This is a genomic window from Exiguobacterium sp. SH1S21 (assembly GCF_004337175.1).
GTDB classification, from domain to species: domain Bacteria; phylum Bacillota; class Bacilli; order Exiguobacteriales; family Exiguobacteriaceae; genus Exiguobacterium; species Exiguobacterium aurantiacum_A.
This window is the reverse complement of record NZ_SJUY01000001.1, coordinates 67,851-83,127: the sequence shown is the minus strand read 5'-3', so window position 1 is coordinate 83,127 and position 15,277 is coordinate 67,851. Positions and strand designations below refer to the sequence as shown.

Sequence of the window (15,277 nt, the reverse complement as noted above, 5' to 3'; positions counted from 1 at the left end):
ACCAATGACGACTGAAACCTCCCGCCGAGACCCTAAGGACATCCTTAGGGTCTTTTTGTTTGTGCGAAACAAGGAGGGAGAACGATGCAACAGTACATGCAACAAGCAATCCAATTGGCCAAGTCCGCTACCGGACAGACCGGTGTGAACCCGCTCGTCGGGGCCGTCGTCGTCAAAGACGGTCGCGTCGTCGGATTCGGTGCCCATTTGAAGGCCGGTGAACCGCACGCCGAAGTGCACGCCATTCGCATGGCCGGTGCGTCCGCATACGGTGCGACGATTTACGTCACGCTCGAGCCGTGCTCGCACTACGGGAAAACGTCGCCATGTGCCGACTTGCTGATCGAGTCGGGCATCAAGCGCGCCGTCATCGCGATGGAAGACCCGAACCCGCTCGTCGCAGGGAAAGGTGTCGCCCGTTTGAAGGCGGCGGGGATTGACGTCGAAGTCGGTCTGCTCGAAGACGAGGCCTGTGCGCTCAATCCGGCGTTCCTACGTTCGCTTGAGACGAAACGGCCGTACGTCGTATTAAAGACGGCGACGAGCCTAGACGGGAAAGTCGCGCTCGACACGGGTGAGAGCCAGTGGGTGACCGGGACTGAAGCGAGACGTGACGTCCACGAACTACGGGCGACGGTCGATGCCGTCTTGACTGGAATCGGGACCGTGCTCGCCGACGACCCGGCCTTGACCGTCCGGCTCGACACGCCGACACGTCAGCCGCTTCGGGTCGTCCTCGACCGCGAGCTCCGCTTACCGCTCGCGAGTCAGCTCGTCCGGAGCGCGAAAGACGTGCCGGTGCTCGTCTATACGCTGTCCGATGATGAAGTGAAACGGACCGAGCTCGCGCGAAACGGTGTCGAGCTTGCCGACTATTCGACACTCGACAACGTCCTTCGTGACTTGCATGGTCGCGGTGTCGGCCGTTTGCTCATCGAGGCGGGACCGACGCTCGTGACGTCACTCTTTGACGGACGATACGTCGACGAATGGGTCATGTATCAGTCACCGCGCGTGTTCGGTGGGAACCGAGGCGTCTATCGCTCGAGCCAAGCCGGGCCGTTAGATGCGATCGAGCGCTTCGCGATCGGCTCGGTCGAGACTGTCGGTACCGATATCAAGCTCGTCATGAGAAAGGGGGAGTCCGATGTTCACGGGAATCGTTGAAGAAATCGGCAGTGTGAAAGCTGTGAAGCGGAACGGTCCGTCGCTACGGCTCACGCTCGCGGGCAAGATCGTGCTAGAAGACGTGAAGCTCGGCGACAGCATCTCGGTGAACGGGATTTGCCTGACCGTGACGGCGTTTGATCAAACGAGTTTTGCCGTCGACGTCATGCCGGAGACGCTCAAAGCGTCCAGTCTAGATGGGGTCCGCCCTGGAACGGACGTCAACCTCGAGCGGGCGATGCCGGCGAACGGTCGCTTCGGCGGTCACTTCGTCTCGGGACACGTCGACGGGGTCGGTCGCATCGTCAAGAAGCGTCCGCTCGCGAACGCGGTCTACATCGATATTAGTTGCGAGCCGTCGTTGCTCCGTTTCATCGTCCCTAAAGGTTCGATCTCGGTCGACGGGACGAGCTTGACGGTGTATGAGGTCACTGAACGCGGCTTCACGCTGTCGCTCATTCCGCACACGTACAGTGAGACGGTGCTCGGGATGAAGCAGGCTGGGGATAAGGTCAATTTGGAATGCGATATGTTGGCTAAATATATGGAAAAGCTAGTGAATCAAAAGGACATGACGCTCGAATCACTTGCGTCGATGGGATACGGAAAGGCGGGATGGTGATGTTTCACACAATCGAACAAGCAATCGAAGATTTGAAGATGGGGCGTCCGATCATCGTCGTCGATGACGCAGACCGGGAGAACGAAGGTGATTTCGTCGTCCTCGCCGATAAGATGACGGCCGAGACGATGAACTTCCTCATCACGGAAGGGAAAGGGCTCGTCTGTGCCGCCCTGGCGGAAGAAGTCGCCGTCCGGCTCGACTTGTCGCCGATGGTCGACAACAGCACCGATCCGCACGGGACGGCGTTCACCGTCAGTGTCGACCATGTCGACTCGACGACGGGCATCTCGGCGAGCGAACGGGCCCACACGGTCCGCGAGCTGGCCAATGCGAACGCGCGTCCGGCCGATTTTCAACGGCCGGGACATATCTTCCCGCTCATCGCGAAAAAAGGCGGCGTCTCGGTGCGGCGCGGCCACACCGAAGCGTCGGTCGATTTGGCCCGACTGTCAGGGAGTGAGCCGGTCGCCGTCATTTGCGAGATCATCCGTGAAGACGGCGAGATGGCTCGAGTACCGGACCTTGCCCACGTCGCGGAACGGCACGATTTGAAATTTATCACGATCGAGGAGCTCGTCCGCTATATGGAGACGGACCTCGTCGAACGAGAGGCGGACGTCAATCTCCCCTCGGCTAAGGGTGAGTTTCGCCTGATCGGTTATCGAAACGTCCTTGACCGCGAAGAGCACGTCGCGCTCATCAAAGGCGAACTTGAACATGCACCGTTCGTCCGCATCCATTCGGAATGTTTGACCGGTGACGTGTTCGGCTCTTACCGCTGCGACTGCGGTCCGCAACTTGATGCGTCACTCGCTAAAATTGAAGAAGAGGGCGGCGTCGTGCTCTACATGCGTCAAGAAGGGCGCGGCATCGGTTTACTGAATAAATTGAAGGCGTATGAACTGCAGGAGCAAGGGCTCGATACGGTCGAGGCGAACGTCGCGCTCGGGTTGCATGCCGACTTGCGTGACTACCGGGTGAGCGCGGGCATGTTGCGTGACCTCGGTGTCACGAACGTACGGCTCATGACGAACAACCCGGAGAAAGTCGACGCCTTGGAGGCGTGCGGCATCACCGTCGTCGAACGCGTCCCGATCATCGTCGGGGAGCACGCCGAGAATGAACGCTATCGCTTAACGAAACAACAAAAAATGAATCATTTTGGAGGAGAAGAATAATGTTGCATACATTTGAAGGTAACTTGGTTGGTAAAGGCTTGAAAATCGGAATCGTCGTCGGACGGTTCAACGATTTGATCACGATGCGCTTGCTCGACGGGGCGAAGGATGCGCTGAAGCGCCACGGCATCGAGCAAGACGACGTCGAGATCGCGTTCGTCCCGGGCGCGTTCGAACTCCCACTCGTCGCCAAAAAGATGGCGATGAGCAAGAAGTATGACGCCGTCATCACGCTCGGCGCGGTCATCCGTGGGGCGACGCCGCACTTCGACTACGTCTGCAGCGAAGCGGCGAAAGGTGTCGCCCAAGCGAGCTACCAGTCGGAAGTACCGGTCATCTTCGGCGTCTTGACGACAGAGACGATTGAACAAGCGATCGAGCGGGCCGGCACGAAAGCCGGGAACAAAGGCTGGGAAGCAGCGACAGCGGCAATCGAGATGGCGAACTTGATGCGTACATTTTAAGTAAGGCTATAACGGAGGAGAGCGACGTCGCTCTCCTCTTTTTTGATTGTTCAAATCGGGATTAGCGACACAGGGACGATGGGAAAAGAGTAGGGTGCGCATACAAAGCCTAAGGGGAGGCGATGGCGATGTGGGACTGGGTGGCTCAACTGAGCCCGACCATGCAGGCCTTGCTCGGGACGTTGTTCACATGGGGCATGACGGCGCTCGGGGCGGCTATCGTGTTCACGACGAAATCGATCAATCAACGGCTGATGGACGGGATGCTCGGATTTGCTGGCGGGGTGATGATTGCTGCCAGTTTTTGGTCGTTGCTCGCGCCGGCGATCGAGATGGCAGGACAGGACGCTTGGCCGGCCTGGTTCCCGGCCACGATCGGCTTTTTATTGGGAGGATTCTTTTTATGGGGCATCGATCAACTGATTCCGCACTTGCATCCGACTTCCCCGCTCAGTGAGGCGGAAGGAATCGGCCCGTTCAAACGAAAGCGCAGCACGTTGCTCGTCTTAGCGATCACGTTGCACAACATACCGGAAGGGCTAGCGATCGGGGTCGCGTTCGGGGCGGTCGCGGCTGACTTTCCATCGGCCTCGTTGACAGGTGCCATCGCCCTCGCGATCGGGATCGGGATTCAAAACTTTCCAGAAGGCGTGGCGGTGGCGCTGCCGTTAAGGCGGGACGGGATGTCACGACGAAAGAGTTTTTTCTACGGACAGCTGTCGGCCGTCGTCGAGCCGGTCGCCGCCTTATTCGGCGTTTGGGCGGTGTTCGTCATGGAGCCGCTACTGCCGTTCGCATTGAGCTTTGCCGCAGGGGCCATGATTTTTGTCGTCGTCGAAGAAGTCATCCCGGGGTCGCAAGAGAATGGCCATAAGGACTTGGCATCGATCGCCTTGATGCTTGGATTTACCGTCATGATGATTTTAGACGTGGCGTTAGGGTGAGGCCGACACAGAAAAAAGGCACGACGGGCTATCCCGTCGTGCCTTCCTGGATTAAAACGTCTCTGACGTCGTTTTCGCTTGCATGTGGAGCTGGATGTAATCCGGTCCGCCTGCTTTTGAATCTGTCCCTGACATGTTGAAGCCGCCGAACGGCTGATAGCCGACGATCGCGCCTGTGCAACCACGGTTGAAGTACAAGTTGCCGACGTGGAAGTTTTGGCGTGCGTATTCTTGGTTCGAGCGGTCACGCGTCAGCACCGCACCCGTCAAGCCGTACTCGGTGTTGTTGGCGATGTCGATCGCTTCTTTGAAGTCTTTCGCTTTCGTGAAGGCGACGATCGGCCCGAAGATCTCTTCTTGCATGAGACGTGCTTTCGGTGCCACGTCAGCGACGACCGTCGGCTCGACGAAGTAGCCGGTCGAGTCGTCCGCTTTACCGCCCGTGACGATGCGTCCTTCTTCTTTCGCGACGTCGAAGTACGACGTGATCTTCTTGAACGCGGCCGCATCGATGACCGGTCCCATGAAGTGTTCGTTCTGCTCCGTGTTTCCGACTGACAGTTCGTTCGTCAATTCGACGACGCGGTCGAGCACCGTGTCATACACGCTGTCGACGATGACGGCGCGTGAACAAGCTGAACATTTTTGTCCCGAGAAGCCGAACGACGATTTGACGATCGACTGGGCCGCGAGTTCGAGGTCCGCTGATTCGTCGACGACGATTGTGTCTTTTCCGCCCATCTCGGCGATGACACGTTTGAGCCAGATTTGGCCGTCGTTCAATTTCGAGGCGCGCTCGTTGATGCGGAGACCCACGTCGCGTGAACCAGTGAAGCTGATGAAGCGCGTCTTCGGATGGTCGACGAGGTAGTCGCCGACTTCAGCGCCCGGTCCCGGGATGAAGTTGAGGACGCCTTTCGGGAGACCCGCTTCTTCCATGACCTCGACGAATTTCGCCGCGACGATCGGTGTCGTCGAAGCTGGCTTCAAGAGGATCGTGTTACCGGCGACGATGGCCGCTACGGCCGTCCCTGCCATGATTGCGAACGGGAAGTTCCATGGGCTGATGACGATCCCGACCCCGAGTGGGATGTAGTCATAGCGGTTGTACTCGCCCGGACGGCTCTCGACTTTCTTACCAGGTTTGAGTTCGAGCATTTGTCGCGCATAGTACTCCATGAAGTCGATCGCTTCCGCCGTGTCCGCGTCCGCTTCGTTCCAAGGCTTGCCCGCTTCTTTGACGAGGTAGGCCGAGAACTCATGCTTCCGTTTACGGACGATGTTCGCCGCTTTGAACAAGACGTCGGCACGGACAGACGGGTCGACGTGACGCCACGTGTCGAACGCTTTGAGCGCTTCTTGCATCGCACGTTCCGCGAGTTCTTGGTTCGCTTTCGAGACGTGTCCGATGACTTCGTCTTTATTGGCCGGGTTGTAAGACGTGATCTTACCTTCCGTCGTCACTTTTTCCCCACCGATCACGAGCGGATAGTCCTGACCAAGCTCCCCGTTCACTTTCTCGATCGCCGCTTGAATCAAGGCAGCGTTCTCTTTGTTTGTAAAGTCTGTGAATGGTTCATGTTTGTATGGAATCATTCTCGTTCCCCCTTAAAGTGATTATGCAGTTAAGCGCTTACGTCTGTATTGTATCGGAATTCTTCATGAAATCCTAGTGAAACAATTTTCCGAAAAAGCGTGTCGTTTCCGCTCTAAATTCAGTCGTGGTAGGATGGTGAAAAGAGATCGATCGAGGAAGGAATGATTGGATGAGAAAATGGATGTTGCCGCTTGCGCTCACACTCATGCTCGGCGCTTGCGGGAATGAAGAGGCAGCACCGGTCGAAGAGACGAAACGACCGCTCCCGGACGAGGTCGAGACGGTGTACGAATCGTATCAACAAGCGCTCCGTGACGGGGACGCCGAGGCGCTCGCACAGATCGACTATGCTGCTGCCCGGACCGACATCCCGGCGACGGGTGCCGTGACGCGTGACTTGACGCCGGGTGACATCGTCGAGAGTTGGGTGAACGAGGATGAGGACGTCGCCTATATCGTCCATGAGATGGAGGATGGTGACGGGAACGAACTGCCGAACCGACTCGCCAAAGTCGCGATCAAGGAAGGCGACGATTGGTCGCTCGTCGTCACACCGGCTTTGGTCCCGGCTGACGTGATCGGTGAGGTCGGGGAGTTGTTGACGGGGATCGAAGCGAGCGAGTATGGGGTGAACGCTGAAGCGAACGCCCGTCTCGCCGAGGTGCCGGAGGATGAGGCCGGACCGATTTACGACCGGGTCAACGCCCAGACGGACTATGTCGCGCTCGAGGCGGATAATAACGTCTTCTTGCTCATGTCAGAGACGCTCACCGTCCCGGAAAACCAAACGATCATGACCGATTACTTTAAAGCGTATCAGACGTGGTATATCGACAATGAGGCCGCGCTCCGCGATGCGGCCGCGACGGAAGACCCGGTCGACTATCTCGAAGTGCTCGACCCGCTCAAACAAAAACTAGAACAAGCGATCGACGGATATGACGAACAGCTCGTCGACCCGTCGTTCGGATAAGGAGGAAATCAGATGCTAGCACCGACATTTACACTACCGAACCAAAACGGGGACATGGTCGCACTCGAAGACTATCGCGGCCAGAAAGTCGTCCTCTATTTCTACCCGAGAGACGCGACGCCGGGCTGTACGACCGAGGCGTGCGATTTCCGTGACGCCGCACCGAAGATGAGCGGGGCCGTCGTCATCGGCATCTCGGCCGACAGCCAGAAGAAGCATCAAAACTTTATCGAGAAGAACGATTTGCCGTTCGACTTGCTCGTCGATGACACGCATGAAGTGTCAGAGCTATACGGCGTCTGGCAGTTGAAGAAGAATTACGGCAAGGAGTATTACGGCATCGTCCGCTCGACGTTCCTCATCAACGAGGACGGCTACATCGAAGAGGAGTGGCGTAGTGTCAAAGTGAACGGTCACGTCGACGAGGTCGTCGCGGCGCTCGCCAAATAAGTTGGTCCCAACCGATTTCCCGATAGGGGAGGTCGGTTTTTTGCTGAAGTGAATCGTTACATTTTTATTTCAAATACTAAAGTCGGAAACACGATAAAAACGAGCGTTGAACAGATATATTACAAAAACATTACGCGGGATCGGTATGATTTCACCCCGCGTCGACTTGACGAAGTTGTGAATGTTCTGAAAAATATAAACAAGCAGTCAAGCGAATACATACATAGGGGGAACATCACGTGAAGCAGTTTGAAAGTTGGGTGACGAGTCTATCAAACCTCGTCTGGGGACCACACTTGCTCATATTATTGATCGGGACGGGCATCTTCTTGACGTTCCGGCTAGGATTCATCCAAGTGACACGGCTCGGGTTCGGCTTGAAAGAAGCGTTCATCCCGAAGCAAAAGACAGGCGTGGAAGCCGAGAAACGAAAACGGCAACGTGGGGACATCTCCCACTTCCAAGCGCTTATGACGGCGCTAGCGGCGACGGTCGGTACCGGCAACATGGTCGGGGTTGCGACCGCGATCGTCCTCGGAGGACCGGGTGCGATCGTCTGGATGTGGATGAGTGGCTTCATCGGCATGGCGACAAAATACGCCGAGGCGATCCTTGCCGTCAAGTATCGTACCGTCGACGAGCGGGGCGAGGTTGCCGGCGGCCCGATGTACTATTTAGAACACGGTCTTAAAAAACGTTGGCTCGGCATGACGTTCGCCTTGTTCGCCTCGATCGCCGCGTTCGGTATCGGCAACGGCGTCCAGACGAACTCGATCAGTTTAGCGCTGAACACGTCGTTCGGTGTCCCGATGGTCGCGACCGGTATCATCATGATGGTCCTGACGGGGTTCGTCATCCTCGGTGGCGTCAAATCGATCGGGAAAGTCGTCGGGATTTTCGTCCCGGTCATGATTTTCGCTTACGTCGGGGCCGGGCTCGTCATTTTAGTCACGAACTTCGACTTGATCCCGTCCGCGTTCGCGACGATCTTCTCGAGTACGTTCAGTGCCGAAGCAATCGGCGGCGGGGCGCTCGGTGCCGCGATCCGTTACGGGGTCGCGCGCGGCGTGTTCTCGAACGAGGCTGGTCTAGGGTCGGCACCGATCGCGGCCGCGGCCGCGAAGACGGATTTCCCGGGACGGCAAGCGCTCGTCTCGATGACACAAGTGTTGATCGACACGCTCATCGTCTGTTCGATCACCGGGTTGACGATCGTCATGGGCGGTCAGTATACGGAAGGACTGCAAGGCATCGAGCTGACGCAAGCGTCGTTTGCTTACTTCCTCGGACCGATCGGGGAACTCATCGTCACGATCTCGCTCGTCTTCTTCGCCTTCTCGACCGTGATCGGCTGGTGCTATTACGGGGAACGCTCGGTCCATTACCTGCTCGGGGAGCGGGCGATCGTCCCGTACCGGATGGTGTACATTGTCGTCGCCGGACTCGGTGCGATGACGACGAACTTGAACTTGATTTGGGCCGTCTCCGACGTCTTCAACGGTCTGATGGCGATTCCGAACTTGATCGGTCTGTTGTTCTTGTCGGGTGTCGTCGTCGCCGAGACGAAGCGGTTCGAACTTGAGATACGGAAAGAGCGGCAACAGTCGGCCGCATGATAAAGGACGCATTCCCGAGGGAGTGCGTCCTTTTATTTACACTTTAAATTGGCCGATCAACTCGCTCAACTCGTCCATCTTCCGTTGCGACGCTTCGGTGACACGGTTCAACTCACTGAACCGGTCGACCGACAACGTCACTTTCTCGGCGATGTCTTGCGTACCGAGCGCCCCGTTATTGACCGTCACGGCGACGTCTTGAATGACACCGATCATACCGGACGTCAATTGTTCGAGTTCGGTGGCCGCCTCGGCGAATTCAGAGGCGGTCGCCTCAAAGCGCCCGGCGTCTTCGCTGTAGCGTTCGGCGGCTTCTTCGAGCTGGTCGTAATCTTTCAATACGTTCGTATCGAGGAAACCGAGCATCTCGCTCGACGTCTCATTTAAATGATCGACCGAATGGAGCACGGTCGTCGAGATCGCTTGGATCCGTTCGACGGTCGTCCGGCTCGTCTCGGCAAGTTTACGGATCTCGTCGGCTACGACGGCGAACCCGCGTCCCGCTTCACCGGCCCGTGCCGCTTCGATCGAGGCGTTGAGCGATAACAGGTTCGTCTGCGCGGCGATGTCTAAAATATCGTTCGTGAGCGTCGCAATCTCGCGAACGGCTTTGGCGTCATGCATGGCCCGTTCGAGATTGTGTCGTGTCGAGGACAAGACGCTGATCGCTGACGCTTTCGCTTCGACGGCGTGGGTACGGAGTGCCATGGCCCGGGCGTCGACTTGTTCCGCCTCGGTTTTTCGTTCAGCCGCCATCGTCACGATGTTGTGAAGCGTTCGTTCCATATCCGACGCGGAGGCGTTCATTTCCTGGGCACTCGCCGCGGTCTGTTGCATGCCGGCCGTCAAGTCCTCGGTCGTTGCGGCGGTTGTCGTCATATACGAATCGAGCGCTTTCAATTCGTCGTACATGCGAGTGGATTGCTCGGTCACCCCGCGTGAGACGCCGTTCACTTGTAAAATAAGTTGGCGCAGGTTGGCGATGAATTGGTTGAAGTCGCGCGCGAGCCCAGAGAACTCATCACGTCGCTTCACCGGGATCGACGTCGTCAAATCGCCTTGGCTCGTCGCAAGTTCGCGCATTTTCACTTTGAACTCTTTCAACGGCTCGAAGATGGAGCGGAAGATGAACACCATCATGAGTACGGTGAAGACGACAGCGGCGATCATGATAACGATGAGCGTGAGTTGGACTTGTGCAAACAACGCTTCACCAGTCTCGATGTCAGAACGAATCCCATCGCGGTTCAAGTTGACGAGGAGACCGAGCGTATTCGACAGGGCGTCTGCGCTCGGGGTGGCCGTGTCCCGGATGTAGGCGTCGGCCGCGGCTTGTCCTTCTTCATTCGAGATGCGAATCAATTCCTCAATGTTTGTTTGGAATGTGGTCCATTGTGTCGTCGTCTGATCGAACAGTTCACGGGCGGCCTTGTTGTTGTTGATTGTCGACTCATAGCCGGTCAGCTGTTGCTTTAAAATCGTGATGCCGGTCTCAATGCTGATTTCGACATTTTGCTTTGTCACCTCGTCCTCGACTAGAGCGTGGCGCATCATCTGCTGGCGAATCTCGAGCAACTGCTTGTCGACTTGATGAATTTGGTCCATGCCGGGCACCCAAGAGACGTTCATGTCTTGTTGGGCTGCCTTCGAGGCGTTCAACGCATAGAATGAATAGCCGCTCACACCGAGTAATAAGACTAGCAGGACGGTGAAGGCGACGATCAATTTGTTACGGATTGACATAATGATCCTCCTCGGGAAATGTTTGCTACTCTCTTAGCATAATGAGAATTGTCCGTGTACCGTATAGTCGTTTTTTGAAACGAGTCAATATTCTAGCGTGATTCCCTAACTTTCAAAAAATGATCATCTTTGACCGAATTGGATTTTCTTTTTTGTCTTATGGAAAAGTGGTATGATAATGAACGATGTATTGAAAACTGTTGGAGGTGGAACCTTTGGCTCGAATCACTGAAGCTGAAGTTCGGCACGTCGCCGGACTCGCCCGACTTGCGATCACGGAAGATGAAGTGACGCACTTCACGGAGCAATTGACAAAAATCCTCGAGTTCGCCGAGCAACTCGATGAACTCGATACAACGGGCGTCATCCCGACGACCCATGCCCTAGATTTGAAAAACGTAATGCGCAAAGATGAGGTCCGCCCGTCACTTCCTCGCGAGGAAGTCGAACGGATGGCGCCTGATTGGGAGAACGGCCAAGTCCGCGTCCCAGCCGTCTTTGAGTAAGGAGGCCCTTCATGACACTATTCGATCACGGTGTAGCCAAGCTACATACCTTATTAAAAGAAGGTGAGGTCACGGTAACGGACCTCGTCAAAGAATCATTTGACCGCATCGAAGCGACCGATGACAAAATCGGTGCGTTTCTCACGTTGAACGAGGACGCGTTCGAGCAAGCGAAACGGATGGACGATCTCGCCAAGACAGCGGAGAACCCGCTCTTCGGATTGCCGATCGGCGTCAAAGACAACATCGTCACGAAAGGGACACGCACGACGTGTGCCTCGAAGTTCCTTGAGAACTTCGTCCCGGCCCATGACGCGACGGTCGTCGAGCGTCTTCACGACGCCGGTGCCGTCACGATCGGGAAGTTGAACATGGACGAGTTCGCGATGGGTTCATCGAACGAGAACTCGGCGTTCAAAGTCGTCCGTAACCCGTGGGATACGACGCGCGTGCCAGGCGGCTCGTCAGGCGGTTCGGCCGCGACAGTCGCAGCCGGACAAGTACTGTTCAGCCTCGGTTCGGATACGGGTGGCTCGATTCGCCAACCGGCAGCCTACTGTGGCGTCGTCGGCATGAAACCGACATACGGTCTCGTGTCACGTTACGGTCTCGTCGCGTTCGCCTCGTCACTCGACCAGATCGGTCCGCTCACGCGCTCGGTCGAAGACAACGCCTATTTATTGAACGTCATCTCAGGTCATTGCGACATGGACTCGACGTCGGCGACAGTCGACCTTCCGGACTATACGAAGTCACTTCATGGCGACATTAAAGGCATGAAGTTCGCCCTGCCGCAAGAGTTCATGGCAGAAGGCGTATCAGACGGTGTCCGCAAACAAATCGAACAAGCGGTCGAGACGCTCAAGTCGCTCGGTGCGACCGTTGAGACGGTATCGCTCCCGACTGTGAAATACGCGCTCCCGACGTACTACTTACTCGCTTCATCTGAGGCGTCTTCGAACCTCGCTCGTTTTGACGGCATCCGTTACGGACGTCGCGCCGAGGCTGATGCGCTCGAAGAAGTGTTCACGTATTCACGCGAGCAAGGGTTCGGCGAAGAAGTGAAACGCCGCATCATGCTCGGGACGTACGCGTTAAGCTCAGGTTATTACGATGCGTTCTACAAGAAGTCGCAACAGGTGCGCACACTCATGAAGCAAGACTTCGCGCGCGTGTTCGAGAACTATGACGCGATCATCGGGCCGACTGCGCCGACGACGGCGTTCAAGCTCGGCGAACAACTTGAAGATCCGCTCACAATGTACGCCAACGACATTATGACAATCCCGGTCAACTTGGCTGGCGTACCAGCCATCTCGGTGCCGGCCGGTCTCTCAGACGGCCTCCCGGTCGGTCTACAGATCATCGGGAACCACTTCAGTGAACCAACACTCTACCGCGTGGCCCATGCTTTTGAACAAGCAAACGGCGGTTTTAAGATGCCACAGCTTTAAGGAGGACAACGATGAACTTTGAAACGATCATCGGGATCGAGGTGCACGCCGAGCTGAGCACGAAGTCGAAGATTTGGTGTGGCTGCTCGCGCACATACGGTGCCGAAACGAATACGCAAACGTGTCCGATCTGTCTCGGACACCCGGGCGTTCTGCCTAAATTGAACGAAGAGGCGGTCAACCTCGCCATCAAGGCCGCGATGGCACTCAACTGTGAAATCGCGACCGATACGAAGTTCGACCGCAAGAACTACTTCTATCCGGATACGCCGAAAGCGTACCAAATCTCGCAGTTCGACCAACCGATCGGTTTTAACGGCCACGTCGATGTCGAAGTCGACGGCGAGATGAAACGGTTCCGTATCGAGCGGGTCCATCTCGAGGAAGATGCTGGGAAGATGAACCATACGGGCGAGAAACATTCGGTCGTCGACTTCAACCGGACCGGCTCACCACTCATCGAGATCGTCAGTGAGGCCGACATGCGGTCACCGAAAGACGCGGTCGCTTACCTCGAGCGCTTGAAAGAAGTGCTCTCGTTCGCGGGCGTCTCGGACGTCAAGATGGAAGAAGGATCGCTTCGTTGCGACTGTAACATCTCGGTCCGTCCGTTCGGCCAAGAGCCGTTCGGCACGAAGACGGAGCTCAAAAACTTGAACTCGTTCTCGAACGTCTTGAAGGCGCTCGATTATGAGGAAGAGCGTCATCGTAAACTCCTCATCACAGGCGGCGTCATGCGTCAAGAGACGCTCCGTTTCGATGAGGCGGCGAAGAAGACGATCCTCATGCGTGTCAAGGAAGGGGCGGCCGATTACCGCTACTTCCCAGAGCCGGACCTCGTCCGTCTCGAGATCGACGAGGAGTGGAAGGAGCGCATTCGCAAGACGCTTCCGGAACTTCCGGTCGAACGCCGCGAGCGTTACATGAACAACTATGGCCTGTCGGCTTATGACGCCAAGGCGCTCACGTCGACGCGCGAGTTCTCGGACTTCTTTGAAGCGACGACAGCGGCCGGTGCCGAACCGAAAGCTGCCGCGAACTGGCTCATGGGCGAAGTGCTCGGCCACTTGAACAAGTCGAACGAGACGGTCGAGACGATGAAATTGACGCCGAGCTCGCTCGCGGAGTTGATTCGTTTGATCGGAGAAGGTACAATTTCTTCGAAGATCGCGAAACGCGTGTTCACGGCCATGATCGAGGAAGGCGCCGAACCGAAGGCGTACGTCGAAGCGAACGGTCTCGCCCAAATCTCGGACGAGAACTTGCTCCGCGGCTACATCGTCGACTTGTTCGAAGCGCATCCGCAGATGATCGAAGACTTTAAGAACGGGAAAGACCGTGCCAAAGGCTTCATCATCGGACAGATCATGAAGCAGACGAAAGGGATGGCGAACCCGGCGCTCCTCGATGGCTTGTTCCACGAAGAGATCGCGAAACGTTAAGCAGCAGCGAGGCACTTGTGTCTCGCTTTTCGCTCGAAATGAGCATAGGGGAGAGAAACGATATGCAACGAAAACGCGCACGGGTCATCTATAACCCGACATCTGGAAAAGAAGTGATCAAACGGGAGCTCCCGTATATCTTGAACCGCCTCGAGGATGCGGGTTATGAGACGTCGACGTACACGACGAAAGCGATCGGTGACGCGACACTCGAAGCCGAGCGGGCCGCAGCGGCCGAGTTCGACTTGATCGTCGCGGCCGGCGGGGACGGGACGTTGAACGAGGTCATCTCGGGACTCGCTCCACTCGATGAACGTCCGACGATTGGGCTTATCCCGGTCGGAACGACGAACGATTTCGCCCGGGCGATGCGGATCCCTTTGAGCGTCGTCGGCGCTCTCGACGTCATCTGTGACGGCTTCGAGATGCCGGTCGACCTCGGGGAGATCGAAGGCGAGGCGGGAGACATCCATTACTTCATCAATATCGCCGGCGGCGGCATCATGACCGAGCTGTCGTACGAAGTGCCGTCGAAGTTGAAGACGGCGCTCGGACAGCTCGCCTATTACGTCAAAGGGATGGAGAAGCTGCCGCTCATCAAACCGACGTATATCGAGCTCGAGCATGACGAAGGGACGTTCAGCGGCGAAGTGATGATCTTCCTCACGTCGAACTCGAACTCGGTCGGAGGCTTCGAGAAGATCTCGCCGCACGCGTCACTCAATGACGGCTTGTTTGACTTGTTCATATTACGGAAATGTAACTTGTTCGAGTTCATCCACGTCGTCCGCTTGTTGCTCCGGGGTGAGCACTTGTCGAGCCCGCTTGTCGAGCACGTCAAGACGGGCCACGTCAAGATGAAGACGACGACGGAGCGGATGAGTCTCAACATCGACGGCGAGTACGGCGGCGAATGCACGGGTGAGATGCGGAACTTGTTCCGCCACTTGACGGTGCTCGCACCGAACGCGCGCATCCGCGAGATGGAAGAGTTGAACGCTCAGTACGAACGCGAACAGATGATCAAACAGCTGTTCAACGTATCGAATGAGAAAGCAGAATAAGTCGGCTCGGCGTGGCGCTCACGCCGAGCTTTTCGTTGGCCTCTGAACGGGTAA

14 protein-coding genes are annotated in these 15,277 nt (G+C 56.7%); 12 read left to right on the top strand and 2 right to left on the bottom strand.

Annotated elements, in window-relative coordinates:
- The first annotated feature begins 84 nt into the window (after positions 1-84).
- The 5 genes from ribD (at position 85) to EVJ24_RS00455 (ending at position 4,378) form a co-directional block, all read left to right on the top strand.
- Positions 85-1,167, top strand: coding sequence for a bifunctional diaminohydroxyphosphoribosylaminopyrimidine deaminase/5-amino-6-(5-phosphoribosylamino)uracil reductase RibD (gene ribD, locus EVJ24_RS00475; RefSeq protein WP_131438806.1), 1,083 nt, complete (start codon positions 85-87; stop codon positions 1,165-1,167).
- Positions 1,148-1,789, top strand: a complete 642-nt coding sequence (gene ribE, locus EVJ24_RS00470; RefSeq protein WP_070328588.1) for a riboflavin synthase — start codon at positions 1,148-1,150, stop codon at positions 1,787-1,789. Before ribD ends, ribE begins: the two co-directional genes overlap by 20 nt.
- Positions 1,789-2,970, top strand: coding sequence for a bifunctional 3,4-dihydroxy-2-butanone-4-phosphate synthase/GTP cyclohydrolase II (locus EVJ24_RS00465; RefSeq protein WP_131438805.1), 1,182 nt, complete (start codon positions 1,789-1,791; stop codon positions 2,968-2,970). Before ribE ends, EVJ24_RS00465 begins: the two co-directional genes overlap by 1 nt.
- A complete protein-coding gene (gene ribH / locus EVJ24_RS00460; RefSeq protein WP_070328590.1) occupies positions 2,970-3,434 on the top strand; it encodes a 6,7-dimethyl-8-ribityllumazine synthase in 465 nt (154 codons plus the stop codon). Before EVJ24_RS00465 ends, ribH begins: the two co-directional genes overlap by 1 nt.
- Before the next feature lie 128 nt (positions 3,435-3,562).
- Positions 3,563-4,378 carry a ZIP family metal transporter gene (locus EVJ24_RS00455; RefSeq protein ID WP_131438804.1) on the top strand — a complete coding sequence of 272 codons (816 nt, stop codon included), beginning with the start codon at positions 3,563-3,565 and terminating at the stop codon, positions 4,376-4,378.
- 51 nt (positions 4,379-4,429) lie between these two features.
- On the opposite strand, the gene pruA is transcribed toward EVJ24_RS00455, so the two are convergent.
- Complete coding sequence (pruA, locus tag EVJ24_RS00450) at positions 4,430-5,974, bottom strand: L-glutamate gamma-semialdehyde dehydrogenase (RefSeq protein WP_131438803.1); 1,545 nt, start codon at positions 5,972-5,974, stop codon at positions 4,430-4,432.
- A 170-nt stretch (positions 5,975-6,144) separates the two neighbouring features.
- On the opposite strand from pruA, the gene EVJ24_RS00445 reads away from it, so the two are divergent.
- The 3 genes from EVJ24_RS00445 (at position 6,145) to EVJ24_RS00435 (ending at position 9,014) form a co-directional block, all read left to right on the top strand.
- The gene (locus EVJ24_RS00445; protein WP_131438802.1) at positions 6,145-6,948 is read left to right on the top strand and encodes a hypothetical protein; all 804 of its coding nucleotides are present in this window, start codon (positions 6,145-6,147) and stop codon (positions 6,946-6,948) included.
- Between the two features lie 12 nt (positions 6,949-6,960).
- Positions 6,961-7,398: a thioredoxin-dependent thiol peroxidase gene (gene bcp / locus EVJ24_RS00440; protein ID WP_071398073.1), complete on the top strand. Its 438-nt coding sequence runs from the start codon at positions 6,961-6,963 to the stop codon at positions 7,396-7,398.
- Between the two features lie 239 nt (positions 7,399-7,637).
- Positions 7,638-9,014 carry an alanine/glycine:cation symporter family protein gene (locus tag EVJ24_RS00435; RefSeq protein ID WP_131438801.1) on the top strand — a complete coding sequence of 459 codons (1,377 nt, stop codon included), beginning with the start codon at positions 7,638-7,640 and terminating at the stop codon, positions 9,012-9,014.
- A gap of 36 nt (positions 9,015-9,050) precedes the next feature.
- Here EVJ24_RS00435 and EVJ24_RS00430 read toward each other — a convergent pair whose 3' ends face one another.
- Positions 9,051-10,757: a methyl-accepting chemotaxis protein gene (locus EVJ24_RS00430; RefSeq protein WP_131438800.1), complete on the bottom strand. Its 1,707-nt coding sequence runs from the start codon at positions 10,755-10,757 to the stop codon at positions 9,051-9,053.
- A 215-nt stretch (positions 10,758-10,972) separates the two neighbouring features.
- Here EVJ24_RS00430 and gatC point away from each other — a divergent pair, with 215 nt between their 5' ends.
- The 4 genes from gatC (at position 10,973) to EVJ24_RS00410 (ending at position 15,223) form a co-directional block, all read left to right on the top strand.
- Positions 10,973-11,263: an Asp-tRNA(Asn)/Glu-tRNA(Gln) amidotransferase subunit GatC gene (gene gatC, locus EVJ24_RS00425; protein ID WP_016509877.1), complete on the top strand. Its 291-nt coding sequence runs from the start codon at positions 10,973-10,975 to the stop codon at positions 11,261-11,263.
- An 11-nt stretch (positions 11,264-11,274) separates the two neighbouring features.
- On the top strand, positions 11,275-12,717 hold the full coding sequence (gene gatA, locus EVJ24_RS00420) for an Asp-tRNA(Asn)/Glu-tRNA(Gln) amidotransferase subunit GatA (RefSeq protein WP_131438799.1): 1,443 nt from the start codon (positions 11,275-11,277) through the stop codon (positions 12,715-12,717).
- An 11-nt stretch (positions 12,718-12,728) separates the two neighbouring features.
- The gene (gene gatB / locus EVJ24_RS00415) at positions 12,729-14,159 is read left to right on the top strand and encodes an Asp-tRNA(Asn)/Glu-tRNA(Gln) amidotransferase subunit GatB (protein ID WP_131438798.1); all 1,431 of its coding nucleotides are present in this window, start codon (positions 12,729-12,731) and stop codon (positions 14,157-14,159) included.
- Between the two features lie 62 nt (positions 14,160-14,221).
- Positions 14,222-15,223, top strand: coding sequence for a diacylglycerol kinase (locus EVJ24_RS00410; protein ID WP_131438797.1), 1,002 nt, complete (start codon positions 14,222-14,224; stop codon positions 15,221-15,223).
- The last annotated feature ends 54 nt before the right edge of the window (positions 15,224-15,277 follow it).